Annotated in this window: 23 protein-coding genes and 4 tRNA genes; 7 read left to right on the forward strand and 20 right to left on the reverse strand. The window is 61.9% G+C overall.

Features of this window, described 5'->3' with window-relative positions:
- Nucleotides 1–42: 42 nt before the first annotated feature.
- The 6 genes from BLO97_RS19970 to BLO97_RS19995 all read left to right on the forward strand — a co-directional run bounded on the left by BLO97_RS19970 (nt 43) and on the right by BLO97_RS19995 (nt 2,906).
- Nucleotides 43–318, forward strand: a complete 276-nt coding sequence (locus tag BLO97_RS19970; RefSeq protein ID WP_139197711.1) for a phiTE_015 family protein — start codon at nt 43–45, stop codon at nt 316–318.
- Nucleotides 309–701, forward strand: a complete 393-nt coding sequence (locus tag BLO97_RS19975) for a hypothetical protein (RefSeq protein ID WP_092347609.1) — start codon at nt 309–311, stop codon at nt 699–701. Before BLO97_RS19970 ends, BLO97_RS19975 begins: the two co-directional genes overlap by 10 nt.
- Nucleotides 702–750: 49 nt before the next feature.
- Nucleotides 751–1,206, forward strand: a complete 456-nt coding sequence (locus BLO97_RS19980; RefSeq protein ID WP_092347612.1) for a hypothetical protein — start codon at nt 751–753, stop codon at nt 1,204–1,206.
- A gap of 80 nt (nt 1,207–1,286) precedes the next feature.
- Nucleotides 1,287–1,490, forward strand: coding sequence for a hypothetical protein (locus BLO97_RS19985; protein ID WP_092347615.1), 204 nt, complete (start codon nt 1,287–1,289; stop codon nt 1,488–1,490).
- Nucleotides 1,491–1,536: 46 nt separating this feature from the next.
- Complete coding sequence (locus BLO97_RS19990) at nt 1,537–1,770, forward strand: hypothetical protein (protein ID WP_092347618.1); 234 nt, start codon at nt 1,537–1,539, stop codon at nt 1,768–1,770.
- The gene (locus BLO97_RS19995; RefSeq protein WP_092347621.1) at nt 1,770–2,906 is read left to right on the forward strand and encodes a phage integrase Arm DNA-binding domain-containing protein; all 1,137 of its coding nucleotides are present in this window, start codon (nt 1,770–1,772) and stop codon (nt 2,904–2,906) included. Before BLO97_RS19990 ends, BLO97_RS19995 begins: the two co-directional genes overlap by 1 nt.
- A 110-nt stretch (nt 2,907–3,016) precedes the next feature.
- Here the strand turns inward: BLO97_RS19995 and BLO97_RS20000 are convergent.
- Nucleotides 3,017–3,093, reverse strand: a tRNA-Val gene (locus BLO97_RS20000).
- A gap of 183 nt (nt 3,094–3,276) precedes the next feature.
- Between BLO97_RS20000 and BLO97_RS20005 the strand changes: the two genes are divergently transcribed.
- The gene (locus BLO97_RS20005) at nt 3,277–4,560 is read left to right on the forward strand and encodes an NAD(P)/FAD-dependent oxidoreductase (protein ID WP_092347624.1); all 1,284 of its coding nucleotides are present in this window, start codon (nt 3,277–3,279) and stop codon (nt 4,558–4,560) included.
- Nucleotides 4,561–4,767: 207 nt separating this feature from the next.
- Here the strand turns inward: BLO97_RS20005 and BLO97_RS20010 are convergent.
- The 19 genes from BLO97_RS20010 to leuC form a co-directional block, all read right to left on the reverse strand.
- Nucleotides 4,768–4,844 (reverse strand) — tRNA-Asp (locus BLO97_RS20010).
- Nucleotides 4,845–4,934: 90 nt separating this feature from the next.
- A tRNA-Asp gene (locus BLO97_RS20015) sits at nt 4,935–5,011 on the reverse strand.
- A gap of 58 nt (nt 5,012–5,069) precedes the next feature.
- Nucleotides 5,070–5,145: transfer RNA gene (locus tag BLO97_RS20020), tRNA-Val, on the reverse strand.
- Nucleotides 5,146–5,313: 168 nt separating this feature from the next.
- Nucleotides 5,314–6,087, reverse strand: coding sequence for an SDR family oxidoreductase (locus BLO97_RS20025; protein ID WP_063320321.1), 774 nt, complete (start codon nt 6,085–6,087; stop codon nt 5,314–5,316).
- Nucleotides 6,084–7,295, reverse strand: coding sequence for an O-succinylhomoserine sulfhydrylase (locus tag BLO97_RS20030; protein ID WP_063320320.1), 1,212 nt, complete (start codon nt 7,293–7,295; stop codon nt 6,084–6,086). Before BLO97_RS20030 ends, BLO97_RS20025 begins: the two co-directional genes overlap by 4 nt.
- Before the next feature lie 58 nt (nt 7,296–7,353).
- Nucleotides 7,354–8,859 (reverse strand): amidophosphoribosyltransferase, encoded by a 1,506-nt coding sequence (gene purF / locus BLO97_RS20035; RefSeq protein ID WP_063320319.1) that lies wholly within the window; start codon nt 8,857–8,859, stop codon nt 7,354–7,356.
- A gap of 41 nt (nt 8,860–8,900) precedes the next feature.
- Complete coding sequence (locus BLO97_RS20040; RefSeq protein WP_030142022.1) at nt 8,901–9,461, reverse strand: CvpA family protein; 561 nt, start codon at nt 9,459–9,461, stop codon at nt 8,901–8,903.
- Between the two features lie 89 nt (nt 9,462–9,550).
- On the reverse strand, nt 9,551–10,225 hold the full coding sequence (locus BLO97_RS20045) for an SPOR domain-containing protein (RefSeq protein ID WP_092347627.1): 675 nt from the start codon (nt 10,223–10,225) through the stop codon (nt 9,551–9,553).
- Complete coding sequence (folC, locus tag BLO97_RS20050) at nt 10,209–11,516, reverse strand: bifunctional tetrahydrofolate synthase/dihydrofolate synthase (RefSeq protein WP_092347630.1); 1,308 nt, start codon at nt 11,514–11,516, stop codon at nt 10,209–10,211. The genes BLO97_RS20045 and folC overlap by 17 nt, the downstream gene beginning before the upstream one ends.
- A complete protein-coding gene (accD, locus tag BLO97_RS20055) occupies nt 11,513–12,433 on the reverse strand; it encodes an acetyl-CoA carboxylase, carboxyltransferase subunit beta (RefSeq protein WP_058546590.1) in 921 nt (306 codons plus the stop codon). Before accD ends, folC begins: the two co-directional genes overlap by 4 nt.
- Before the next feature lie 252 nt (nt 12,434–12,685).
- Nucleotides 12,686–13,318, reverse strand: coding sequence for a phosphoribosylanthranilate isomerase (locus BLO97_RS20060; RefSeq protein WP_092222569.1), 633 nt, complete (start codon nt 13,316–13,318; stop codon nt 12,686–12,688).
- A 63-nt stretch (nt 13,319–13,381) separates the two neighbouring features.
- A complete protein-coding gene (gene truA, locus BLO97_RS20065) occupies nt 13,382–14,206 on the reverse strand; it encodes a tRNA pseudouridine(38-40) synthase TruA (RefSeq protein WP_018610821.1) in 825 nt (274 codons plus the stop codon).
- Nucleotides 14,207–14,577: 371 nt separating this feature from the next.
- Nucleotides 14,578–17,172 carry a FimV/HubP family polar landmark protein gene (locus tag BLO97_RS20070; protein WP_092149278.1) on the reverse strand — a complete coding sequence of 865 codons (2,595 nt, stop codon included), beginning with the start codon at nt 17,170–17,172 and terminating at the stop codon, nt 14,578–14,580.
- A 210-nt stretch (nt 17,173–17,382) separates the two neighbouring features.
- Nucleotides 17,383–18,393, reverse strand: coding sequence for an aspartate-semialdehyde dehydrogenase (locus BLO97_RS20075; protein WP_092149275.1), 1,011 nt, complete (start codon nt 18,391–18,393; stop codon nt 17,383–17,385).
- A 153-nt stretch (nt 18,394–18,546) separates the two neighbouring features.
- Complete coding sequence (gene asd, locus BLO97_RS20080; protein ID WP_063320313.1) at nt 18,547–19,659, reverse strand: aspartate-semialdehyde dehydrogenase; 1,113 nt, start codon at nt 19,657–19,659, stop codon at nt 18,547–18,549.
- A 54-nt stretch (nt 19,660–19,713) separates the two neighbouring features.
- Complete coding sequence (leuB, locus tag BLO97_RS20085; RefSeq protein ID WP_063320312.1) at nt 19,714–20,796, reverse strand: 3-isopropylmalate dehydrogenase; 1,083 nt, start codon at nt 20,794–20,796, stop codon at nt 19,714–19,716.
- Nucleotides 20,797–20,858: 62 nt separating this feature from the next.
- Nucleotides 20,859–21,623, reverse strand: coding sequence for a class I SAM-dependent methyltransferase (locus tag BLO97_RS20090; RefSeq protein WP_092347633.1), 765 nt, complete (start codon nt 21,621–21,623; stop codon nt 20,859–20,861).
- A 138-nt stretch (nt 21,624–21,761) separates the two neighbouring features.
- Nucleotides 21,762–22,406, reverse strand: a complete 645-nt coding sequence (leuD, locus tag BLO97_RS20095) for a 3-isopropylmalate dehydratase small subunit (protein WP_003203864.1) — start codon at nt 22,404–22,406, stop codon at nt 21,762–21,764.
- An 11-nt stretch (nt 22,407–22,417) separates the two neighbouring features.
- Nucleotides 22,418–23,836, reverse strand: a complete 1,419-nt coding sequence (gene leuC / locus BLO97_RS20100; protein WP_092347636.1) for a 3-isopropylmalate dehydratase large subunit — start codon at nt 23,834–23,836, stop codon at nt 22,418–22,420.
- Between the last annotated feature and the right edge of the window lie 14 nt (nt 23,837–23,850).

Consider the following 23,850-nt stretch of genomic DNA (forward strand, 5'->3'; position numbering starts at 1 on the left):
CCTGTGGGGCCTTCTCATCCTCTCTGCTGCATTGGTGATGTCATGAGTGAACAGATGCGAGAAGAGTTCGAAAAGAGCCCGCGATTCAGGGGCATGGATTTCACCCGCTCCGCCACTCATCCAGAGTATTACGAGAGCCCTTACGCGAATGGGGCCTGGGATGGATGGCAGGCCTCACGCGCCGCCCTGGTGGTGGAACTGCCGTCCCGCGTCGATGCCAAGCCATACGCCTGCTACGAGGGTGGCTGGAACGATATGCACGACGAAGCCCGAGAAGCCATCGAAGCCGCCGGCGTGAGGGTGAAGCCATGCCCGTAGACAAAGCGAAGTACGAGCGCCTGATGCAGGTATGTCAGAAGGGCTACCCGGCATCGAACATTCACGTCGAATATGCGAACAACACCCTGGCCGAGTGCTATGGCGCCATTGGCGCTCTGATGAGCGAGTTGAAGAAGATTGATAAAGACCGCAAAGCCTGCTGGGCGGAGTTCAAGGTCCAGGGGCGCCGGCTCGACCAGATCAAGGCCGAGAACGAACGTCTGCTCCAAGCGCTCCAGGCCATCGCGACCCAGGTCAACGGCAACATCCGCCCAACCGTCCGGGATTGCGTGAACGGCCAAAACAACGTCCAGGACATCTACGGCTACTGCGATCAGATCGAAGCGATTGCAGCGGCAGCGATGAAGGAGCCGCAGCCATGATCCTCCCCCTGCTCTACATGGCCTGGCTCGTGTATCGAGGGCCCAGGCCATGAGCGATGCCCCTATCGAGCCACAGGAATACCTGTACGGCGTGAAGGTCGTCCAGATCGAAGACATCCGGGTTGCCCGGGGCCTTACCCGCCGGCCTTCATCTTCATGCACGCACAGGAAGATGGTCTATGACGACAAAGAGCGCCGCGTCTGGTGCAGCGATTGCGAGACCGAGGTCGAATCGTTCGACGCGTTTCTCCACCTGGTGGAAAAGTTTAGCGCCGCCGCAGGTCGGATAAATCGGCGCGCAGCCGAGCTGGCCGAGGCAGAAAAATTCCAGATCCGCAGTCGCGCCGCCAAGGTGATGGACGAAGCCTGGCGAAGCACGAAGACGGCACCGCTCTGCCCTCACTGTAATAACGCCCTCCTACCAGAAGATGTTGTTGGCGGCTTGGCCAGCATATCGAAAGCATTGGTTGTTGCTGCTCGCAAACGAAAGCAGGCGAAGCAGTAACCCCTAACCCCAATCCCCCTACAGCCTGCCGGTGAACGGCGGGCCACCTTCTGCCGCCACGCGCGGCATGGAGCACACCCATGTCTGCAAAAAAACTGTTCGAAGTCCTGATCGGCGCCCTGCTGTACCTGCTGCTCACCCTCCTCTGGTTCGCCTACGCCGTCCCAGGAATGCTTGAGCACGGAACGGACGCAGCGCTGATCACCGCCGGCTTCGTCTCGCTGGTCTGGCTCGCTGCCACCGGCTGCATCGTCATTTACATCATTCAGAAGTCCCGCCCGTAACAGTGGCGCAACATCAATGCCGCCATGCGCGGTACGGAGCATCATCATGGCAAAAGTCATTGCCCAGATTACTGTAAAGCTCCCGCGCCTCATGGAGGTGAGCGAGTATCGAAAGCTGCGGTATGCCGGCGGCAAGCCCAGCGTCCAGCAGCTGAAGAAATGGATTGAGGAAGGCGAAGTAATCGGGGAAGTAAAAGGCGGGATGTACTTTGTGGACTTGCAGGCGGCCGTCATGGGTTCGAATGACCCGCTCCTGGCTCAAATGATGGAGTTAGGCTGATGGCTGCTCGACCGCGCACGCTCAAGAACAGAAAGCTGCCGCCCAACCTCTACCCCAACGGAAAATATTGGCGGTACCGCAACCCGGTTACGGGATTGATGACCAGCATCAACCGCCCCTTGGAGGAGGCAATCAAGCTGGCGCGGGCCGCCAATCTCAAACTGGCCGCGCTGGTCGTCGACGATGGCGCCCTGCTCACGCTGCTAACAGGCGATCGACTGCCCACGGTCAGCAACCTACTTCAGCGCTTCCACGATGAATGGGTCGTGGACAAAGGCTACGCGGCGCGCACCCTGGAAGAAATCAAATTCAAGCTTCAGCGATATCGGCAGGATCTTGGTGACCGGCTGATTGGGCAAATGGATGTGCTCGCCATGGCTGAATACCTGGACCAGTTCAGCAACAACGCCTACACCAAGCACCGGGGGCTATGGGTGCAGATCTTCGCCTTCGCCGTGGCCAAGGGCCTGGCGGAACGAAACAACGCCGAGTTGACCCTGGTGAAGAAGGAGGCGGAGAAGAAGCGCCAGCGGCACACGGTAGAGGGATTGAAGCTCATTATCGATGCCGTCACCACGCCGCCCTGGCTGAAGCGAGCAATACGCCTTGCCCTGACCAGCCTCCAGCGAAGGGAAGACATCGTGACCTGGCTGAAGTCGGCAGCGGACATGGATCAAAATACGCTGACCGTCTCGCCGGGGAAAACCCAGGGATACGACAACCCGGTGCACCTGAAAATTACCATGGGAGCCGCGTTGCGCGAGGTGGTTGGTGAGTGCCTTCGCTCGCCGATCGCGTCGCCGTACCTGATTCACTACAAGCCTAAGGCCAGGCGAAGGGAGCAAATCGACGCCAAAGATCATTGGACGTCAGTGACGCCGGATTATTTGACCAAGGAGTTCAGCAAGGCTCGGGACGCAGCCCACGCCTACGATCATGTCCCGGCCGGAGAGCGCCCCACTTTTCACGAGATTCGCGCTTTGGGTGCCTGGCTCTATGAGCAGCAAAATTTCCCAATGGAATACATCCAGGCCTTGATGGGGCACGCAGACGAGAAGATGACCAAGCACTACCAGGAAGGGCATGGCAGTAAGACGATTGAGTACGTCGAGGTGTGCGCCGAATTGGCGTTCTGAGGTGGGGGTTTTGCAAAAGTTTTGCAAAAGTTTTGCAAATGGCAGAAAGCAAAAAGGGGCTACCGTTTCCAGTAACCCCTTCTAGACCGCCCAGCAGAGCGGATTTTGTTTGGTAGGCGCGATTGGACTCGAACCAACGACCCCCACCATGTCAAGGTGGTGCTCTAACCAACTGAGCTACGTGCCTGCTGTGAGGCGGCATTCTACGGAATTCCGGAGGGGTGTCAACACCTTTTTTTCACCTAACCCTATGAATATGCAAAATATTTAATTTCGCCGATGCGACGAAGACTTGGCGGTGGCTGGCGGCCGATTTTTATCTCGGGTAGGATCGCTGCATTCGTAAAAAATATAAAACAGAGGTTGCAGAATGGCGAACACATCCTATCCAGCGTCCTATTACGCCGCGTCGGCCAACCCCACTCCTCCGCGCCCTACCCTGCAGGATGACGTCGAGACGGATGTGTGCGTGATCGGCGCTGGTTACACCGGCCTGTCCTCTGCACTGTTTTTGCTGGAGAACGGTTTCAAAGTCACCGTGCTTGAGGCGGCGAAGGTCGGCTTTGGGGCTTCGGGTCGCAACGGCGGGCAGATCGTTAACAGTTATAGCCGCGATATTGATGTGATCGAACGCAGCGTTGGCCCTCAGCAGGCGCAGTTGCTGGGCAACATGGCGTTTGAGGGTGGACGGATCATTCGTGAGCGGGTGGCGAAGTATCAGATTCAGTGTGATTTGAAGGACGGCGGCGTATTCGCCGCCCTCACCGCTAAACAGATGGGCCACCTGGAGTCGCAGAAGCGCTTATGGGAGCGTTTCGGGCATACCCAGTTGGAGTTGCTGGATCAGCGGCGTATTCGCGAGGTGGTGGCTTGCGATGAGTATGTGGGCGGCATGCTCGATATGAGCGGCGGGCATATTCATCCGCTCAACCTGGCGCTGGGCGAAGCGGCGGCGGTGGAGTCGCTGGGTGGGGTGATTTATGAACAGTCGCCTGCGGTGCGTATCGAACGAGGCGCCAGCCCGGTGGTGCATACACCACAGGGCAAGGTCAGGGCCAAGTTCATTATCGTGGCGGGCAATGCCTACCTGGGCAACCTGGTGCCGGAGCTGGCCGCCAAGTCCATGCCGTGCGGCACCCAGGTCATCGCCACTGAGCCGCTGGGTGATGAGCTGGCTCGCCGCCTACTGCCGCAGGATTATTGCGTTGAAGACTGCAACTACCTGCTTGATTACTACCGCCTGACCGGCGACAAGCGCCTGATCTTCGGGGGCGGCGTGGTATATGGCGCGAGGGATCCGGCGAACATTGAGGCGATCATTCGGCCGAAGATGCTCAAGGCCTTCCCGCAGCTCAAGGATGTGAAGATCGATTACGCCTGGACCGGAAATTTCCTGCTGACGCTGTCGCGTCTTCCACAGGTCGGGCGACTGGGGGATAACATTTATTATTCCCAGGGCTGCAGCGGCCACGGCGTGACGTATACGCATCTGGCGGGCAAGGTTCTGGCGGAAGCACTGCGGGGTCAGGCTGAGCGCTTTGATGCGTTTGCCGACCTGCCCCACTACCCTTTCCCCGGTGGGCAGTTGTTGCGTACGCCGTTCGCGGCAATGGGGGCTTGGTATTACGGGTTGCGGGATAAATTGGGGTTCTGAAGCCACCAACAACAAGGGCTGCTTCGCAGCCCTGCGGGGATAAATCCCCTCGCCACAGCAAGCTCCCTCGCCACGGGTTTGTTCCAATGTCATTTCGCCAAAAACAAAAAACCCCGGTCTTTCGACCAGGGTCTTTGCTATCGATTAGAAGTAGCTTTGCAGCTTTCTTCTTAGCTTCAAGGCGTTCAGTGGGCCTCAAAGCAGATATGGCGCAGCGGACGGGACTCGAACCCGCGACCCCCGGCGTGACAGGCCGGTATTCTAACCGACTGAACTACCGCTGCGTATCGCTATGGACTTGCGTCCAGTTAACTCGTCTGACCCAACCCCTTTGAGCTTGGATCTCGAACCAGGCGAACCTGCTTCGGAAAATATGGCGCAGCGGACGGGACTCGAACCCGCGACCCCCGGCGTGACAGGCCGGTATTCTAACCGACTGAACTACCGCTGCGCGTCGGTGGAGGCTTTTGACAGCTTCCGTCTTGCTTTCGCAAAACTCTCGTAAAACATGGTGGGTGATGACGGGATCGAACCGCCGACATTCTGCTTGTAAGGCAGACGCTCTCCCAGCTGAGCTAATCACCCTTTGCTTCGTTGAGGCCGCGAAATTTACGCAGGTACCGAAGCTAAGTCAATAGCAGGGTTGGGTTTTTTTCAAAAACAGCTTCGAGCGGCAAGCTTCAAGCTACAAGTCAGAAGCACCAACACCGCATAGTCGCTTGCAGCTTGCAGCTCGCCACTTGCAGCTGCTCCTCACTCATAAATCATTTTCTTGGTCATGCCGCCGTCCACCACGAACTCCTGCCCCGTGACAAAACCGGCGTTGCGCGACAACAGCCACGCCACCATCGCCGCCACGTCCTCTACCGTGCCTACCCTGCCCGCTGGATGCTGGGCGTGATCGGCGTCGGTCAGCGGCTGTGCACGACGCTGTGAGGGATCGCGCGCGTCGATCCAGCCAGGGCTGACGGCGTTCACCCGGATCTCCGGCCCGAGGCTGATGGCCAGGGCATGAGTCAGGGCCAGCAAGCCGCCCTTGCTCGCCGCATAGGCTTCGGTGTCAGGTTCCGATTGCGCAGCGCGGGTCGAAGCCAGGTTGACGATGGCGCCGTTGTGAGCGCGCAGATACGGCGCGCAGTGCTTGGCCAGCAGCATCGGCCCACCCAGGTTCACCGCCAGGACCCGATTCCAATAAGCCAGGTCCAGGCTTTCCAGGGTGATGTTGTGCGGGTCGGCGATGGCCGCGTTGCACACCAGCGCGTCGAGCCGCCCGAACTGCCCAAGCACCTCGGCGATACCGGTGGCGACCTGCGCCTCGTCCGCCACGTCCATGGCGATGAACCAGGCATTGTCGCCCAGGGTCTTCGCCACCTTGGAACCGCGTTCGCGGTCCAGGTCGGTCAGCACCACCTGCCAGCCTTCACAGATCAGCCAGGCAGCGATGCCCAGGCCGATGCCCCGTGCGGCGCCCGTAACCAGGGCAACCCGGCCATGAGTGCCGCTCGGTGGCGTTGCCAGCTCGATCACAAGGCCGCCAACCCGCGGGCCAGGTCGGCTTGCAGGTCAGCCACGTCTTCCAGGCCGACCGCAACGCGGATCAAGCTGTCACGAATACCCGCCGATTCACGCTCCTGGGGCGACAGGCGACCGTGGGACGTGGTGCTCGGGTGGGTGATGGTGGTCTTGCTGTCACCCAGGTTGGCGGTGATGGAAATCAACCGGGTCGCGTCGATGAAGCGCCAGGCGCCCTCCTTGCCCCCCTTGACCTCAAAGCTCACCACCGCGCCGAAACCGCGTTGCTGACGCAAGGCCAGGTCATGCTGCGGATGGCTCTTGAGGCCGGCGTAATGCACCTTCTCGATGCCATCCTGCTGCTCCAGCCACTCGGCCAGGGCCTGGGCATTGGCGCAATGGGCTTTCATGCGCAGGCCCAGGGTTTCCAGGCCCTTGAGGAAAATCCAGGCGTTGAACGGGCTGAGGGTGGGGCCTGCGGTGCGCAAAAAGCCCACGACTTCTTTCATCTGTTCGCCACGACCGGCCACCACGCCGCCCATGCAGCGACCCTGGCCGTCGATGAACTTGGTGGCCGAATGCACCACCATGTCCGCGCCCATTTTCAGTGGCTGTTGCAGCGCCGGGGTACAGAAGCAGTTATCGACCACCAGCATGGCGCCCTTGGCGTGGGCGATTTCCGCCAGCGCGGCGATGTCCACCAGCTCGGCCAGAGGGTTGGAAGGCGACTCGACGAACAGCAGCTTGGTATTGGCCTTGATTGCCGCATCCCAAGCAGACAGGTCCGCCAGGGGCACATAATCGACCTCCACGCCAAAGCGCTTGAAGTACTTCTCGAACAGGCTGATGGTCGAGCCGAAGACGCTGCGCGACACCAGCACATGATCACCGGCGCTGCACAGGCTCATCACCACGGCCATGATCGCGGCCATGCCGGTGGCAGTGGCCACCGCTTGCTCAGCGCCTTCCAGGGCGGCGATGCGCTCCTCGAAGGCCCGCACGGTCGGGTTGGTGTAGCGCGAGTAAACGTTGCCCGGCACTTCGCCGGCAAACCGTGCGGCTGCATCGGCAGCGGTGCGGAACACGTAGCTGGAGGTAAAAAACATCGGATCGCCATGTTCGGCTTCCGGTGTACGGTGCTGACCCGCGCGAACCGCCAGGGTATCGAACGCTACGCCTTCAAGGTCGCTGTCCAGCCGACCGGCATCCCAATCCTGACTCATGCTGTCACTCCTGAAATCGGTTTAAACGCAAACCGGCCCCTCAGGGCCGGTTGGTTAATCAATTGTTGTACAGATCGATGATCGCGCTGACCGCCTGAGTCTTGGCCTTGGACGCATCGTTACGTGCGTTCTCGATCTTGTTCAGGTAGGCCTCGTCGACGTCGCCGGTGACGTACTTGCCGTCGAATACCGCGCAATCGAAGTGCTCGATCTTGATCTTGCCGCCACCGACCGCTTCGATCAGGTCCGGCAGGTCCTGGTAGATCAACCAGTCGGCGCCGATCAGGTCGGCCACATCCTGGGTGGTACGGTTATGAGCGATCAGCTCATGGGCACTCGGCATGTCGATGCCGTAGACGTTAGGGTAGCGCACGGCCGGGGCCGCAGAGCAGAAATACACGTTCTTGGCGCCGGCTTCACGGGCCATCTGAATGATCTGCTTGCACGTGGTGCCACGGACGATGGAGTCGTCCACCAGCATCACGTTCTTGCCGCGGAACTCCAGTTCGATGGCGTTGAGCTTCTGGCGTACGGATTTTTTCCGTGCAGCCTGGCCTGGCATGATGAAGGTCCGGCCAATGTAGCGGTTCTTCACGAAGCCTTCGCGGAACTTGACGCCCAGGTGGTTCGCCAGCTCCAGGGCCGCGGTGCGGCTGGTGTCCGGGATCGGGATGACCACGTCGATGTCATGGTCCGGACGCTCGCGCAGGATCTTGTCGGCGAGTTTCTCACCCATGCGCAGGCGGGCCTTGTAGACCGAGACGCCATCGATGATCGAGTCCGGACGCGCCAGGTAGACGTGTTCGAAGATGCACGGGGTCAAGGACGGGTTGGTCGCGCACTGACGGGTGTGCAGCTTGCCGTCTTCTGTGATGTAGACCGCTTCGCCCGGGGCCAGGTCGCGAATCAGGGTGAAGCCCAGCACGTCCAGGGACACGCTTTCGGAGGCAATCATGTATTCGACGCCTTCGTCGGTGTGGCGCTGGCCGAACACGATCGGGCGGATGCCGTGGGGATCGCGGAAACCGACGATGCCGTAGCCGGTGATCATTGCCACCACCGCATAGCCGCCGACGCAACGGTTGTGCACGTCGGTCACGGCGGCAAATACGTCTTCTTCGGTCGGCTGCAGCTTGCCGCGCTGGGCCAGCTCGTGGGCGAACACGTTGAGCATCACTTCCGAGTCGGAATTGGTGTTGACGTGGCGCAAGTCAGATTCATAGATCTCCTTGGCCAGTTGCTCGACGTTGGTCAGGTTGCCGTTGTGCGCCAAGGTGATGCCGTACGGCGAGTTGACGTAGAACGGCTGGGCTTCAGCCGACGTCGAGCTGCCCGCGGTCGGATAGCGCACGTGGCCGATACCCATGTGACCGACCAGGCGCTGCATGTGGCGCTGGTGGAACACATCACGCACCAGGCCATTATCCTTGCGCAGGAATAACCGGCCGTCATGGCTGGTCACGATACCGGCAGCGTCCTGGCCGCGGTGCTGGAGCACGGTTAGCGCGTCATACAGCGCCTGATTGACGTTCGACTTACCGACGATACCGACGATGCCACACATGCGACGCAACCCCTACTTAATGGATCTGAACTGAACAACACTCACTGCGGCGTTTTGGCCGTCGGCAAGAGGTGTTCCTTGAACGGTATTTCAGCGGGTACGCTGATACCGCTGGCAAGCCACTGACTACTCCAACCCAGGATCAGGTTTTTGGACCAGTCTGCGACCAATAGAAATTGTGGCACGAGCCGGGACTCCTGCCACCACGTATCCTGCTGTACCGGCCCCAGGCTCAAGAGCCCGACGGCCACGACCACCAGCAACGCGCCACGCGCCGCGCCAAAGGCCATGCCCAGGAACCGGTCCGTCCCGGAAAGCCCGGTGACGCGAATCAGTTCGCCGATCAGATAATTGATCATTGCGCCAACCAGCAAGGTGGCGATAAACAAGATGGCACAGCCCGCGATCACGCGAGCCGACGGAGTTTCGATGTATCCGGCGAGGTACTGGGACAGCGAACCACCAAACATCCAGGCTACGACTCCCGCGATGATCCAGGTCAGCAGCGAGAGGGCTTCCTTGACGAAGCCGCGACTCAGACTGATCAATGCGGAGATGGCGACGATCGCAACGATCGCCCAGTCAACCCAGGTAAATGGCACGGTGCAGCCTACAGACGGATAAGGCGGCGCATTTTAGCAGAGCGCAGGGCTGTCGGTAAGCTGCACGATTCAAATCAGCCAAATCGCTGTCAGCCGCGCTCTGGCTGGAAGCGCACCACAAAACCCTTGAGGTTCTGCTGGCGGCTAAGCAGATCACGCAGGCGGTCGGCTTCGGCGCGCTCGATCAGCGGCCCGACAAACACCCGGTTCTTGCCATCGGCGGAGCGGATGTAGGCGTTGTAGCCCTGGCTGCGCAGGGTTTTCTGCAAGTTCTCGGCACTTTCGCGACTGGTCAGGCTGGCCAGCTGCACCGACCAGCTGACCGACAGGCCATTGGCATCCACGCGGCTTTGCGTGGTGTCAGGCTTGGTCGTGGCGGCGGTAATCGGCTGGCTTGGAGCCGGCTTGACCGCTGGAGCAGCCGGAACGGGAGCTGGAGTTGGAGCGACTGACGGCTTGGTCGGTGCGGCAGGCGCAGGCGTTGCGGGTGCAGGCGCAATCGGCATCGACGGCACCGATTGTTCGGCCAATTCCTCGTCGCTCGGGACAGGTTCCTGAGGCAACGCCTGGGGCTCGGGCACCGCCACTGGCTCGACTTGCACCGGCGGCACCGAAGGCGCCTGGGGCGCGGCCGGCGCGTCGACCGTGACCTGGCGTTGCTCGTCCTGACGGGAAAACAGCATCGGCAGGAAAATCACCGCCAGGGCCACCAACACCAAGGCCCCGACCATGCGCTGCTTGTACGCCTTATCCAGCAATGCCATCTGCAGCCTCCTCCGTGGAGCGCCGGGCCAACCATTGAAGGGCCTCGGCAACACAAAAAAATGATCCGAACAGCAGGATTTCATCATCGGCCGTCGCCAGCGCGCACTGCCCTTCCAGCGCGGCGGCCACGCTAGCGTAGGCCTGCACTGAAGCGCCATGGCGCTGCAAGGCTTCCTGCAACTGCGCCGCGGTACGCGAGCGCGGCGAATCCAGTGACGTCACCGCCCAATGCTGGACACTAGCACCCAACGCCTCGACAACGCCATCCAGATCCTTGTCAGACAGTAGCCCGAACACCGCCAGGCGCCGCCCCACCACGGGTCGCCGTGCCAGGCGCTCGGCCAGGTACTGCGCCGCGTGGGGGTTATGGCCGACATCCAGCAACAGGTTCAGACGCTTGCCTTGCCAGTCGAACTGACGACGATCGAGGCGCCCGACCACACGGGTCGCCTGCAGCGCCTGGACGATTTGCCCGGCATCCCATGGCAAACCCAGCAACAGGTAGGCCTGGAGCGCCAGCGCGGCGTTTTCCATCGGCAGGTCCAGCAAGGGCAGATCGTGCAACTCCACTGGATTGCCCTGCAGGTCGCTGCCGCGCCATTGCCAATGCTGCTCGGTCATCGCCAGGTCGAAATCCCGCCCGCGCAGAAAGAACGGGCAGCTCAATTCGCGAACCTTGTCCAGCAACGGCTGGGGGGGATTGAGATCGCCGCAAAGCGCAGGCGCGCCCTGGCGAAAGATGCCGGCCTTCTCGAAGGCCACGGATTCGCGGGTATCGCCCAGGTAATCGGCATGGTCCACACCAATGCTGGTGACCAGTGCAATGTCTGCGTCCACCAGGTTGACCGTATCCAGCCGTCCGCCCAGGCCCACCTCCAGCACAACCGCATCGAGACCGGCACGGGCAAACAACCAGAACGCCGCCAGGGTGCCCATCTCGAAATACGTGAGGGTTGTATCGCCTCGCCCGGCTTCCACCGCGGCAAAGGCTTCGCACAGCTGGACGTCAGTGGCTTCGACGCCGTTCACTTGCACCCGCTCGTTGTAGCGCAGCAGGTGCGGCGAGCTGTAGACACCGACGCCCAGCCCCTGGGCCCGCAGCAGCGAAGCCACGAAGGCGCAGGTCGAACCCTTGCCGTTGGTGCCAGTGACGGTGATGACCCGGGGCGCCGGCTTGGACAGCCCCATCCGGGACGCTACCGCTTGCGACCGCTCCAGCCCCATGTCGATGGCCGAAGGATGCAACTGCTCGAGGTAGGCAAGCCAGTCGCCCAGGGTGCGTTGGGTCATAGTCCGGCAGGCACTGGCGGAACCACGATCGGCTCGATCGGCGCGGCGACGAATTTCGGCGTCGGCAGCCCCATCAGTTGCGCCAGCAGATTGCCCAGGCGCGGACGCAACTCCTGACGATGGATGATCATGTCGATGGCGCCGTGCTCCAGCAGGAACTCGCTGCGCTGGAAGCCTTCCGGCAGTTTTTCACGCACGGTCTGCTCGATCACGCGCGGGCCAGCGAAGCCGATCAGGGCTTTCGGCTCGCCGACGATCACGTCGCCCAACATGGCCAGACTGGCGGAAACGCCACCGTAGACCGGGTCGGTCAGCACCGAGATGAACGGAATGCCTTCTTCGCGCAGACGCGCCAGCACCGCGGAGGTCTTGGCCATTTGCATCAGGGAGATCAGCGCTTCCTGCATCCGCGCACCGCCGGAAGCGGCGAAGCAGATCATCGGGCAACGGTTTTCCAGAGCGTAGTTGGCGGCACGAACGAAGCGCTCACCGACGATGGCACCCATGGAGCCGCCCATGAAGGAAAATTCGAAGGCCGACACCACCACCGGCATGCCCAGCAGGGTGCCACTCATGGATATCAGCGCGTCTTTTTCGCCGGTCTGCTTCTGGGCAGCGGTCAGGCGATCCTTGTACTTCTTGCCGTCACGGAATTTCAGACGGTCCACTGGCTCCAGGTCGGCACCCAGCTCAACACGGCCTTCTGCATCGAGGAAAATGTCGATACGGGCACGCGCACTGATGCGCATGTGATGGTTGCACTTGGGGCAAACGTCCAGGGTCTTTTCCAGCTCGGGGCGGTACAGCACCGCTTCGCAGGATGGACATTTGTGCCACAGACCTTCAGGCACCGAGCTTTTCTTCACCTCGGAACGCATGATCGAAGGGATCAGTTTGTCTACCAACCAGTTGCTCATGCTTTCTTTCTCCAGTACCGGCGGCCCGAACGCTTTGGTTCGCGGCCCCGCGTATGCCCTTGAGCTAAATTCATTGTGCGGCGAGTCGAGGGGCCACCACGGTCAGTACAAAACATGACCTGCGTGCAACCCAACCTTCCTCAGCCATCCCGGCAACCGCACGGCGGCTACCACTTCGCTATCGGCCCACCCGGAGGCGGCACCTGCCTGCTTTGTACAGTGCTGGTATGGACGGCGGCAGTCTGCCAGCCGTCACATTGACGACTGGCTGCTGCGCACAGCGGCCATGAATGCACGAATCTTTGCAGGGTCCTTGATGCCCTTGCCCTGCTCCACACCTCCGCTCACGTCCACCGCGTAAGGGCGGACCTGGCGAATGGCCTGGGCCACGTTGTCCACGGTCAGGCCACCGGCCAGGATGATCGGTTTGTCCAGGCCTTGGGGCACCAGCGACCAATCGAACGCTTCGCCGGTCCCTCCGGGAACGCCTTCCACATAGGTGTCCAGCAAAATGCCGCTGGCACTGGCGAACGCTGCGCAACTGGCGGCAATGTCATCCCCGGCCTTGACCCGCAACGCCTTGATGTACGGACGATGCCAGCCTTCGCAATCGGCCGGGGCCTCGTCGCCATGAAACTGCAACAGGCCCAGCGGCACCGCATCGAGTATTTCACCCAACTCGCAACGACTGGCGTCGACGAACAGGCCCACGGGCGTCACGAACGGCGGCAAGGCCTGGATAATCGCCCTCGCCTGCTGCACCGTCACCGCGCGCGGGCTCTTGGCATAAAACACCAGCCCGATGGCATCGGCCCCGGCCTCGACAGCCGCCAACGCGTCCTCGACGCGGGTAATCCCGCAAATCTTGCTGCGAACGACCGGCATGGTGGGTAAAACCTCAGGCAAATCCGTGAAAGTCCCGGATGGTAGCAAATGCTGCGGAGGGCGTCAGCCGTCGAGTTCCGAGAAGCCCGTGAGGAAATGTGGCCCGATGTAACGCTCCGGCAGCTCGAATTCATCGCGATATTCGACCTGTACCAGGTACAAGCCAAACGGGTGCGCGGTGACGCCACCGGAGCGACGGACACGACTGTCGAGCACTTCCTTGATCCACTCCACCGGCCGTTCGCCAGCACCAATGGTCATCAGCACGCCGGCAATGTTGCGCACCATGTGATGCAGGAACGCGCTGGCGCGGATGTCGAGCACGATCATCTTGCCGTGACGGGTCACGCGCAGGTGATGCAACTCCTTGATCGGCGATTTGGCCTGGCACTGGCCGGCACGGAAGGCGCTGAAATCATGGACACCGACCAGGTATTGCGCGGCCTCGGCCATGCGTTCGACGTCCAGCGGGCGGTGATTCCAGGTGATTTCTTCATTCAGGTGCGCCGGGCGGATCTGATCGTTGTAGATCACGTAGCGATAACGCCGGGCGATGGCCTTGAAGCGTGCATGGAAATGCGCCGGCATCACCTTCGCCCAACTGACGCTGACGTCGTGGGGCAAGTTGATGTTGGCGCCCATCACCCAGGCCTTCATCGAACGCTCGACCTGGGTGTCGAAATGCACCACTTGGCCGCAGGCATGCACGCCGGCATCGGTACGGCCGGCGCAATGCAACGACACGGGCGAGTCAGCGACTTTGGACAGGGCGTTTTCGAGGGTTTCCTGCACCGTCAACACACCGGAAGCCTGGCGCTGCCAGCCACGATAGCGCGAGCCTTTGTATTCAACGCCCAAGGCGATCCGGAAAAAGCCGTCGGCCGCCATTTCGGCGGCCGGGTTGTCTATGTTTGCCAAGGAATTACAGCCTGCTGAAGTACGCAAAGGCGGGCATTATAAGGCCGATGGCTAGGGATGCCAGTCCGGCGGGTGATCCTGTGTTGAATGGGCTGGCGCTATCGCGAGCAAGCTCGCTCCCACAGAGGCTCAGGTGATTTTCCGGACCAAGACAAGCCCTTGTGGCGAGGGAGCTTGCTCCCGCTCGAGTGCGCAGCGCTCGCAAAAGTGCTCGAGGCACCATGGAGAGGGTCTGCTTCGCAGCCCAGCGGGAGCAAGCTCCCTCGCCACCAAGAGCGGTGCGAATCACCCGCAAAAAAAACGGCAGCCTCACCGGCTGCCGTTTTTGTATAACCGCTGATTCACGCCAGGCGCGACAACATCTCCTGCGCTTCGCTCTTCTGGGTAGCGTCGCCTTCGCTGAGGACTTCGCCAAGGATGTCGCGGGCGCCGTCGTTGTCGCCCATGTCGATGTAGGCCTGGGCCAGATCGAGCTTGGTCGCCACTTCATCGGTACCGCTAAGGAAGTCGAAGTCCGGTTCATCTTCGGCGCCGACCAAGGCATCTTCGGCGGTAAACGTCGGCTGGCCCAGGCTGTCGGACAGGCGATCCAGCTCGGCGTTCACATCGTCCAGCTCGGACTCGAAGGCATCCTTGGGCGCATCGTGCGCGTCCATTTCGTCAGACAGGGACAGATCGAAATCCGCTGGCAGTTCGAGATCGTCGGCTGGGATGTCGGCCAAGGCTGGCGTTTCAGTCGCAGGCAGATCCAGGCCCTTGAGGTCGTCGTCCAAGTCCAGCAGGAAGTCTTCATCGTCGAGCGCCGCAACCGGCGTCGGCGCCTCGGCGCCCAGGTCCAGGTCGAATTCCGACAGGTCGTCCAGGCTTTCGTTGGCTTCAGTCTGCTGCTTGAGCACCGACTCGAAACTCAGGTCGTCATCTTCCGGGAACGCGTCCAGCTCAGCGACAGGCTCTGGCGCCGGCGCAACCGGGGTCGCTTCCAGGTCATCCAGGCTCAGGTCGAAAGCGTTGTCCAACTCCTCGTCGGTCGGCGTCTTGTCTTCCAGCAGGTCCTTGACGTACTGCGCGTCCAGCTCTGCTGCCACGGTCGCGGCGGCCAAGCCTGCGGCGGTGGCGACCACCATGGCCGGGAAACGGCTTTTCAGCTGTTCGACCTGGGCGAAATTCTCGCCATTGGCCACCAATTGGCGTTCTTGGGCGACGAAAGCGTCGCGGTCGCCCTGCTGACCGTAGACTTCCATCAGCTTCAGGCGCAGGTCGCTGCGCTGAGGCTCGGCCTTGATGCCTTGCTCAAGCAAGTCAGCGGCCTGGTTCAAGCGACCGCGGTCGATATGGGACTGGGCCTGGGGCAGCACGTCGTCGGAGCGCTCGGCAGCCGGAGCCACCAATGGCGCCGCGATAGGCGGTGTGACCACCACAGGCGCGACCACCGGAGCCGGCTTGGGTACTGGCGCAGGGGCAGGCGCGGGTTTTGGCTCGAGTTTCACGCTTGGCGGTGGAACATCAATGCCCTCGAAGCTGCTCGGGGGCAGATCGAGCTCCGGGGAGAAGTCAGCCTCCTCCTCAAGGGCTCGAGCCATGCGCAAATGCTTTTCCGCTTCCTGTTGAGCCTTGCGGCGACGGGCGAGCAACAACAGCAGCAACAGCAGGAGCACCGCGCCGCCGCCAATCAATCCCAGCAGGATCGGGTTGGTCAGCAGGTCGTTGTACTTTTGCTCGTTGGACGCGGCAGGCGTCGGCTCGACCGGAGCGGCAGGCGGCGTCGCTTCCGGGGCCGCCTCTGGCGCAGGCGCAGCCGTCGGGGCCTGTGCCGCTGGCGCAGGGGTCAACTCTGCGGACATTGCAGGAGGTGCCTCGCCAGCAGGAGGAACGGCAGCACCTTCGGCCTGCATCTTGGCCAGTTGGTTGTTCTTCAGCTCGATCAGGCGCTGCAGTTTGTCCAGTTGGCTCTGCAGATCTGCCATGCGACTTTTCAGTTCTTCGTTATCCCGGCGAGCCGAGTCGAGGCTTTCCTGGGTGACTGCAAGCTTGTTGCTAAGCGCCTGGGCATCACCGGCAGCGCCCTTGCCCTTGCCGCCCGCCTTCGCCGAGTCGGCCGACACCAGGCTCAAGTTGTCGCGACCGGCAGCCTGCGCCGGCGCGCCTTCGCCACGGCCACGCTTGGTGGCATCCAACTGCTGCTTGCCAGCACCCGCCACGCCACGGCGACCCGAGCGCCAGGCGGCGTTCTGCGCAGCCACTTCAGCGATGGCCTGGGGTTGCGGCAGTGCAGTGCTTTGCACCGGGTCGGGCAGGCGCAAGACCTGACCGGTCTTGAGCAGGTTGATGTTGCCGTTGATGAATGCGTTCGGGTTCAACGCCTGGATCGCAAGCATGGTTTGCTGGACCGACCCACCATTACGCACCTTGGCGGCGATTTCCCACAGGGTATCGCGCGGCGTGGTGGTGTATTGGGAAGGCTTGGTGGCCCCGGTGACCGGCGTGGCCACGACCTGGGGCGGTTTCGCCCGGGCCGCGTCAGCGGCCTGTGGCGAGAATTTGGAAGGATCGAGCAATACGCTGTAGTCGCGCAGCAGACGGCCGTTGGGCCACATCACCTGCACCAGGAACTTGACCATCGGTTCAGACAGCGGCCGGCTGGACGTTACCCGCAGGACGCTCTTGCCATTGGCGTTGATCACCGGGGTGAAGCTCAGGTCGTTGAGAAAGGCCTGGCGGTCGACGCCGGCCTTGGCGAAGTCATCGGGCGAGGCCAGGCTCGGCACGACTTCGGCAGCGGTCAGTTGCTGGACGTCGAGCAACTCGATCTCGGCGACCAGAGGCTGGTTCGGCGTCGACTTCAGGGTCAATTCCCCGAGCCCGAGCGCTTGCGCCATACCGGAGGACAGCGCCGAGGCGGCCGCTATTGCTAACACCAGTTTGCGAACTTGAACCATAGCCTCTTCCTTTGTTTGAACATTCCTCGGCCAGCGAGAAGGTATTGATGCCGCTGCCGTAAGGCATTGCGCGCAGCCCCGATGCGACGGTGCGCGCGATCATTTCACTCATGCCCCGGGAAAGTCGCCCAGAGGGATGTTCGCCTTCAGCACTCCGACCAAGCATAGCGCCCAGCTAGAATCATTCGACAAATTGATGCCAAGTATCTTTTACAGCAAGTCTTTTATCAACAACTCAGCCACCTGCACGGCATTGAGTGCCGCGCCCTTGCGCACGTTATCTGACGTCAGCCACATATTTAGTTCCGCCGGATCGTCGATCCCACCGCGCACACGACCAACGTAGACCACATCCTGCCCCACCGCATCGCCCACCGCCGTCGGATAATCGCCCGCATCCACCAACTCGATACCGGGTGCCGCTTCCAACGCCGCGTTGACCTTGACCAGGTCGATGGGACTCGCAGACTGCACAGTCACGCTAAAGCTATCGCCAAAAAACACCGGGGCTTGAATGCAAGTTACGGAAATCTTTAACAAAGGTTGATTCAGCAGCTGGCGCAACTCGCGGACCAGGCGCTTTTCCAGTTGCGTATGACCCTGCTCGTCAGGGGTGCCGACCTGAGCCAGCAGGTTGAACGCCATCTGTCGATCAAAGAATTTCGGCTCCAGCGGACGGGCGTTGAGCAGCTCGGCGGTCTGGCGCGCCAATTCGCTCACCGCCACGCGGCCCTGGGCCGACACAGCGAGGCTCGCGGTCAGGCTGATGCGCTGCAAGTCCAGGCATTCGCGCAGCGGCGCCAGCACCACCGCCAAGGCCGTGGCCGAAGCGCTGGGGCTGCTGACCTGCAACGGCTTGCCCAAGCCGGCGAGCATCTGGGCATTGGCTTCCGGCACGATCTGCGGGGCCTGTTCAGGCGGCAAGGCCCCGGACAGGTCGATCAGCGCACAGCCAGCCGCCGTGGCCCGCGGGGCGAAACTCAGGGTCACTGCCGGACCAGCGGCGAAGAACACCAGTTGGACCTTGCTGAAATCGAACTCGTCGACTTCGCGCACCCGCACGTTTTTGCCGCGGAACATCACCGAGCTGCCTGCCGATTCGCTGCTGGCCAGCAGGTGCAGGTTGCCGACCGGGAAGTCCCGCTCTTCGAGAATCTGCACGAGGGTTTCGCCGACAGTACCGGTGGCGCCGATCACGGCAATATCAAAGGACTGGCTCATGGGTCTACCTCAGGTAAAACGTGGGGAGCGGCACTTTACCGGGTGGCTGGCGGGCAAGCAATTGAACACAAGAGAACCTGTGGCACTCACCCGACCGAGATAAAAAAACCCGCACCTCTCACAAGGCACGGGTTCTTTCACAGCAGCAATCGATCAACGTTCGAGCAGGATCCGCAGCATGCGACGCAGCGGTTCGGCCGCGCCCCACAGCAGTTGGTCGCCGACGGTGAAGGCACCGACGAACTGCGAACCCATGTTCAGTTTGCGCAGACGGCCCACCGGTACGTTCAGGGTGCCGGTGACCTTGGTCGGGCTCAGCTCCTGCATGCTGATTTCGCGGTTGTTCGGTACCAGCTTGACCCAAGGGTTGTGCTGGCTGATCAGCCCTTCGATGTCGGCGATCGGCACGTCTTTGTTCAGCTTGATGGTCAGCGCCTGGCTGTGGCAGCGCATGGCGCCGATGCGCACGCAGATGCCGTCCACCGGGATCGGGCTCTTGAAGCGACCGAGGATCTTGTTGGTTTCGGCCTGGGCCTTCCACTCTTCGCGGCTCTGGCCGTTAGGCAGTTCCTTGTCGATCCAGGGGATCAGGCTGCCGGCCAGCGGTACGCCGAAGTTCTCGGTCGGGTAGGCATCGCTGCGCATCGCCTCGGCGACCTTGCGGTCGATGTCGAGGATGGCGCTGGCCGGGTTGGCCAGGTCATCGGCGACGGCGGCGTGGGTGGCGCCCATCTGCTTGATCAGCTCACGCATGTTCTGCGCGCCGGCACCGGACGCCGCCTGGTAGGTCATGGCGCTCATCCATTCCACCAGACCCGCTTCGAACAGGCCGCCCAGGCCCATCAGCATCAGGCTGACGGTGCAGTTGCCGCCGATGTAGTTCTTGGTGCCCGCGTCCAGCTGCTGGTCGATGACCTTGCGGTTCACCGGGTCGAGGATGATCACCGCGTCATCCTGCATGCGCAGGCTGGAGGCGGCGTCGATCCAGTAACCCTGCCAGCCGGCTTCACGCAGCTTGGGGAAGACTTCGCTGGTGTAGTCGCCACCCTGGCAGGTCAGGATCACGTCGAGGGTCTTGAGCTCTTCGATGCTGTAGGCATCCTTGAGCGCACCGATGTCCTTGCCCACGGACGGGCCCTGGCCACCGACATTGGAAGTGGTGAAAAACACCGGCTCAATGAGATCGAAATCCTGCTCTTCCAGCATTCGCTGCATGAGCACGGAACCGACCATGCCGCGCCAACCGATCAGACCTACACGTTTCATCGCAACTACACCTATACAAAAGTGGGCCACCGTCGGAGCGGTGGGCCCGAAAGATTACAGATTCCGCAGCGCGGCGACTACTGCATCGCCCATTTGCTGCGTACCGACTTTGGTACAACCTTGCGACCAGATGTCACCGGTGCGCAAGCCTTGGTCCAGGACCACACTGACGGCTTTTTCGATCGCGTCGGCGGCATCGTTCAAGTTGAAGCTGTAGCGCAGCATCATCGACACCGACAGGATGGTCGCCAACGGGTTGGCAATGCCCTGTCCGGCGATGTCCGGCGCCGAACCGTGGCACGGCTCGTACATGCCCTTGTTGTTGGCATCCAGGGAGGCCGACGGCAGCATGCCGATGGAGCCAGTGAGCATCGACGCTTCGTCGGACAGGATGTCGCCGAACATGTTGTCGGTGACGATCACGTCGAACTGCTTCGGCGCACGCACCAGTTGCATGGCGGCGTTGTCGACGTACATGTGGCTCAGTTCGATGTCCGGGTAATCCTTGGCCACCTGCTCGACCACTTCACGCCACAGTTGGCTGGAAGCCAGTACGTTGGCCTTGTCCACCGAGCACAGCTTCTTGCCACGCACGCGGGCCATGTCGAAGCCGACCCGGGCGATACGGCGGATTTCGCTTTCGCTGTACGGCAGGGTGTCATAGGCCTGGCGCTCGCCATTTTCCAGCTCACGGGTGCCACGCGGGGCGCCGAAATAGATACCACCGGTCAACTCGCGGACGATGAGGATGTCCAGGCCCGAGACGATTTCCGGTTTCAGGCTCGAGGCGTCGGCCAGTTGCGGATAAAGAATCGCCGGACGCAGGTTGCCGAACAGGCCCAGTTGCGCGCGAATCTTCAGCAGGCCGCGCTCAGGACGGATGTCGCGTTCGATCTTGTCCCACTTCGGGCCGCCCACGGCACCCAACAGCACGGCATCGGCTGCACGGGCACGGTCCAGGGTTTCATCGGCCAGGGGCACGCCGTGCTTGTCGATGGCGGCGCCGCCGATCACGTCGTGGCTGAGTTCGAAGCCCAGGCCATACTTGTCGTTTGCCAGCTCCAGGACCTTGACCGCTTCGGCCATGATTTCCGGGCCAATACCGTCACCGGGGAGAATCAGAATCTGCTTGCTCATGCGTTCCTCGTTTGCGCTATCGGCGCGCCAGGCTTTGTGTCCCTGGCGGGCCGGGAAAAATGCTATCGCTCGGCCCACAGCACCAGTACATCTGTACTGAACGAACCATCGGCCTCAATCTGAAAATATTCACGCACTTCGTCGCCCATCGAGCGCTGCAGTTGGAGAATCGCCGCCCGCATCACCTCGGGGGTACGCATGCGCTCGACCCACGAGCGGTACTCCAGGCGCAGGCGCTGACGCGAAGTACTGCGGGTGTACAGCCCCGCCTCGCTGACCTGCCGCAACCACTCACCGGCCGAATAATCGCGCACATGGCTGGTGTCACGCAGCACTTCGACGCTTTGCAGGTACGTGTCCAGCAACGGCGCGCCAGGCGACTGGACATCGATGAACGCCGCCACCCCGCCCGGCTTGAGCACTCGGCGCACTTCCCGCAACGCCAGGCCCAGATCGCTCCAATGATGCGCCGAATAGCGGCTGAACACGAAGTCGAACTCAGCGTCGGCGAACGGCAGGTGCTCGGCGGCGCCCCGTACCGTGCCGATATTACCCAGGCCACGCTCGGCAGCCGCCGTGGCAACCACGTCGAGCATCTGCTGGGACAAATCATAAGCCACCACTTCACCGGCCAGCGGCGCCACGTGGAAACTCACATGGCCGGCACCGCACCCCAGGTCCAGCACCCGCGCATCGCCACGACCGGCCAATGCAGCTTGTAGCAGCGCGAATTCAGCACCCTGGGCGTGCACGGCACTGCTCAGATAGGCCGAGGCCTGTTCACCGAATTGCTTTTGTACAACCTGACTGTGGGCGGTGCTGGTCATGGGATGTCCTTGTGGTTTTGTCTTGCCTGGGCCGGCCCCATCGCGAGCAAGCTCGCTCCCACGGGGGCTTTGTGAACGCCGCAAATCCAATGTGGGAGCGAGCTTGCTCGCGATGGTGTCTTTACGCCTTACGCAAAATCAAGCATCGCGAAACAACCAAGGCTGGCTCGCCCGGTGCTTGGCCTCGAACGCAGCAATCGCCTCGCCGTCCTGCAAAGTCAGGCCGATATCGTCCAGGCCGTTGAGCAGGCAATGCTTGCGGAACGCGTCGATCTCGAAACCCAGCACCTTGCCGTCGGGACGGGTCACGGTCTGGGCGGCCAGGTCGATCTGCAACTGATAGCCCGGGTTGGCCTCGACCTGCTGGAACAGCTCATCCACGTCAGCATCGCTGAGGATGATCGGCAGCAAACCGTTCTTGAAGCTGTTGTTGAAGAAAATGTCGGCATAGCTCGGCGCGATGATGCTGCGGAAACCGTACTCTTCCAGGGCCCATGGCGCGTGCTCACGACTGGAACCGCAGCCGAAGTTCTCACGGGCCAGCAGCACGCTGGCGCCTTGGTAACGCTCGGCGTTGAGCACGAAATCCTTGTTCAATGGCCGCTTGGAGTTGTCCTGGTACGGCTGGCCGACATCCAGGTAGCGCCACTCGTCGAACAGGTTCGGGCCGAAGCCGGTGCGCTTGATGGACTTCAGGAACTGCTTGGGAATGATCTGGTCGGTGTCGACGTTGGCACGATCCAAAGGCGCGACAAGACCGGTGTGCTGGGTAAAAGCTTTCATGCTGCGCTCCTTCAGATCAATTCGCGGACGTCGACGAAACGGCCGTTGACAGCCGCCGCCGCGGCCATGGCCGGGCTCACCAGGTGCGTACGGCCACCGGCGCCCTGACGGCCTTCGAAGTTACGGTTGGAGGTGGAGGCGCAATGTTCGCCCGACTCCAAACGGTCCGGGTTCATCGCCAGGCACATGGAGCAGCCCGGCTCCCGCCATTCGAAACCGGCTTCAAGGAAAATCTTGTCCAGCCCTTCCGCTTCCGCCTGGGCCTTCACCAGGCCCGAGCCCGGTACCACGATGGCCTGCTTGATGGTCGAGGCGACTTTGCGGCCCTTGGCGATCACCGCCGCAGCGCGCAGGTCTTCGATCCGCGAGTTGGTGCAGGAGCCGATGAATACGCGGTCGAGCTGAATATCAGTGATCGCCTGGTTGGCGCTCAAGCCCATGTATTTCAAGGCGCGGACGATGGAGTCGCGCTTGACCAGGTCCATTTCCTTGGCCGGATCCGGTACGTTCTGGTCCACCGCCAACACCATCTCAGGCGAAGTGCCCCAGCTGACTTGCGGCTTGATCTGCGTTGCGTCGAGCTCGACCACGGTGTCGAACTTGGCATCGGCATCGGAGACCAGGTCTTTCCAGGCCTCGACCGCCATGTCCCATTCGGCGCCTTTCGGGGCGAACGGACGGCCCTTGACGTATTCCACGGTTTTTTCATCGGCGGCCACCAGGCCGACGCGGGCACCGGCCTCGATGGACATGTTGCAGATGGTCATGCGGCCTTCGACGGACAAGTCGCGGATCGCACTGCCGGCGAACTCGATGGCATGGCCGTTACCGCCGGCGGTGCCGATCTTGCCGATCACGGCCAGGACGATGTCCTTGGCGGTCACGCCGAACGGCAACTTGCCTTCCACGCGCACCAGCATGTTCTTCATTTTCTTGGCGACCAGGCACTGGGTGGCAAGCACATGCTCCACCTCGGAGGTGCCGATGCCATGGGCCAGGGCGCCGAAAGCACCGTGGGTCGAGGTGTGCGAGTCACCGCAGACCACGGTCATGCCAGGCAAGGTCGCGCCCTGCTCCGGGCCGATGACGTGGACGATGCCTTGGCGCACATCGTTCATCTTGAATTCGACGATGCCGTATTCGTCACAGTTATCGTCGAGGGTCTGGACCTGCAGGCGCGAGACCTGGTCGGCAATGGCTTCGATGCCGCCCTTGCGCTCTGGCGTGGTCGGTACGTTGTGGTCCGGGGTCGCGATGTTGGCATCGATGCGCCAAGGCTTGCGCCCGGCCAGGCGCAGGCCTTCGAAGGCTTGCGGCGACGTCACTTCGTGGATGATGTGACGATCGATATAGATCAGCGCCGAGCCATCGTCGCGCTGCTTGACCAAATGCGAATCCCAGAGCTTGTCGTAGAGCGTTTTGCCGGCCATCAGACGGTTTCCTC

It is taken from the genome of Pseudomonas sp. NFACC05-1 (assembly GCF_900100135.1).
Classification (GTDB): domain Bacteria; phylum Pseudomonadota; class Gammaproteobacteria; order Pseudomonadales; family Pseudomonadaceae; genus Aquipseudomonas; species Aquipseudomonas fluorescens_Q.

What these genes read in the sequence shown, in the direction of transcription:
- BLO97_RS19990 (WP_092347618.1), top strand. Translation starts at nt 1,537, where the DNA reads ATGGCAAAAGTCATTGCCCAGATTACTGTAAAGCTCCCGCGCCTCATG.
- truA (WP_018610821.1), bottom strand. Translation starts at nt 14,206, where the DNA reads ATGGCGGCCGACGGCTTTTTCCGGATCGCCTTGGGCGTTGAATACAAA.
- leuC (WP_092347636.1), bottom strand. Translation starts at nt 23,836, where the DNA reads ATGGCCGGCAAAACGCTCTACGACAAGCTCTGGGATTCGCATTTGGTC.
- BLO97_RS19970 (WP_139197711.1), top strand. Translation starts at nt 43, where the DNA reads ATGAGTGAACAGATGCGAGAAGAGTTCGAAAAGAGCCCGCGATTCAGG.
- BLO97_RS20090 (WP_092347633.1), bottom strand. Translation starts at nt 21,623, where the DNA reads ATGACCAGCACCGCCCACAGTCAGGTTGTACAAAAGCAATTCGGTGAA.
- BLO97_RS20060 (WP_092222569.1), bottom strand. Translation starts at nt 13,318, where the DNA reads ATGCCGGTCGTTCGCAGCAAGATTTGCGGGATTACCCGCGTCGAGGAC.
- BLO97_RS19985 (WP_092347615.1), top strand. Translation starts at nt 1,287, where the DNA reads ATGTCTGCAAAAAAACTGTTCGAAGTCCTGATCGGCGCCCTGCTGTAC.
- asd (WP_063320313.1), bottom strand. Translation starts at nt 19,659, where the DNA reads ATGAAACGTGTAGGTCTGATCGGTTGGCGCGGCATGGTCGGTTCCGTG.
- purF (WP_063320319.1), bottom strand. Translation starts at nt 8,859, where the DNA reads ATGTGTGGCATCGTCGGTATCGTCGGTAAGTCGAACGTCAATCAGGCG.
- BLO97_RS20045 (WP_092347627.1), bottom strand. Translation starts at nt 10,225, where the DNA reads ATGGCATTGCTGGATAAGGCGTACAAGCAGCGCATGGTCGGGGCCTTG.
- accD (WP_058546590.1), bottom strand. Translation starts at nt 12,433, where the DNA reads ATGAGCAACTGGTTGGTAGACAAACTGATCCCTTCGATCATGCGTTCC.
- leuD (WP_003203864.1), bottom strand. Translation starts at nt 22,406, where the DNA reads ATGAAAGCTTTTACCCAGCACACCGGTCTTGTCGCGCCTTTGGATCGT.
- leuB (WP_063320312.1), bottom strand. Translation starts at nt 20,796, where the DNA reads ATGAGCAAGCAGATTCTGATTCTCCCCGGTGACGGTATTGGCCCGGAA.
- BLO97_RS20030 (WP_063320320.1), bottom strand. Translation starts at nt 7,295, where the DNA reads ATGAGTCAGGATTGGGATGCCGGTCGGCTGGACAGCGACCTTGAAGGC.
- BLO97_RS19975 (WP_092347609.1), top strand. Translation starts at nt 309, where the DNA reads ATGCCCGTAGACAAAGCGAAGTACGAGCGCCTGATGCAGGTATGTCAG.
- BLO97_RS20005 (WP_092347624.1), top strand. Translation starts at nt 3,277, where the DNA reads ATGGCGAACACATCCTATCCAGCGTCCTATTACGCCGCGTCGGCCAAC.
- BLO97_RS19980 (WP_092347612.1), top strand. Translation starts at nt 751, where the DNA reads ATGAGCGATGCCCCTATCGAGCCACAGGAATACCTGTACGGCGTGAAG.
- BLO97_RS20070 (WP_092149278.1), bottom strand. Translation starts at nt 17,172, where the DNA reads ATGGTTCAAGTTCGCAAACTGGTGTTAGCAATAGCGGCCGCCTCGGCG.
- folC (WP_092347630.1), bottom strand. Translation starts at nt 11,516, where the DNA reads ATGACCCAACGCACCCTGGGCGACTGGCTTGCCTACCTCGAGCAGTTG.
- BLO97_RS20075 (WP_092149275.1), bottom strand. Translation starts at nt 18,393, where the DNA reads ATGAGCCAGTCCTTTGATATTGCCGTGATCGGCGCCACCGGTACTGTC.
- BLO97_RS19995 (WP_092347621.1), top strand. Translation starts at nt 1,770, where the DNA reads ATGGCTGCTCGACCGCGCACGCTCAAGAACAGAAAGCTGCCGCCCAAC.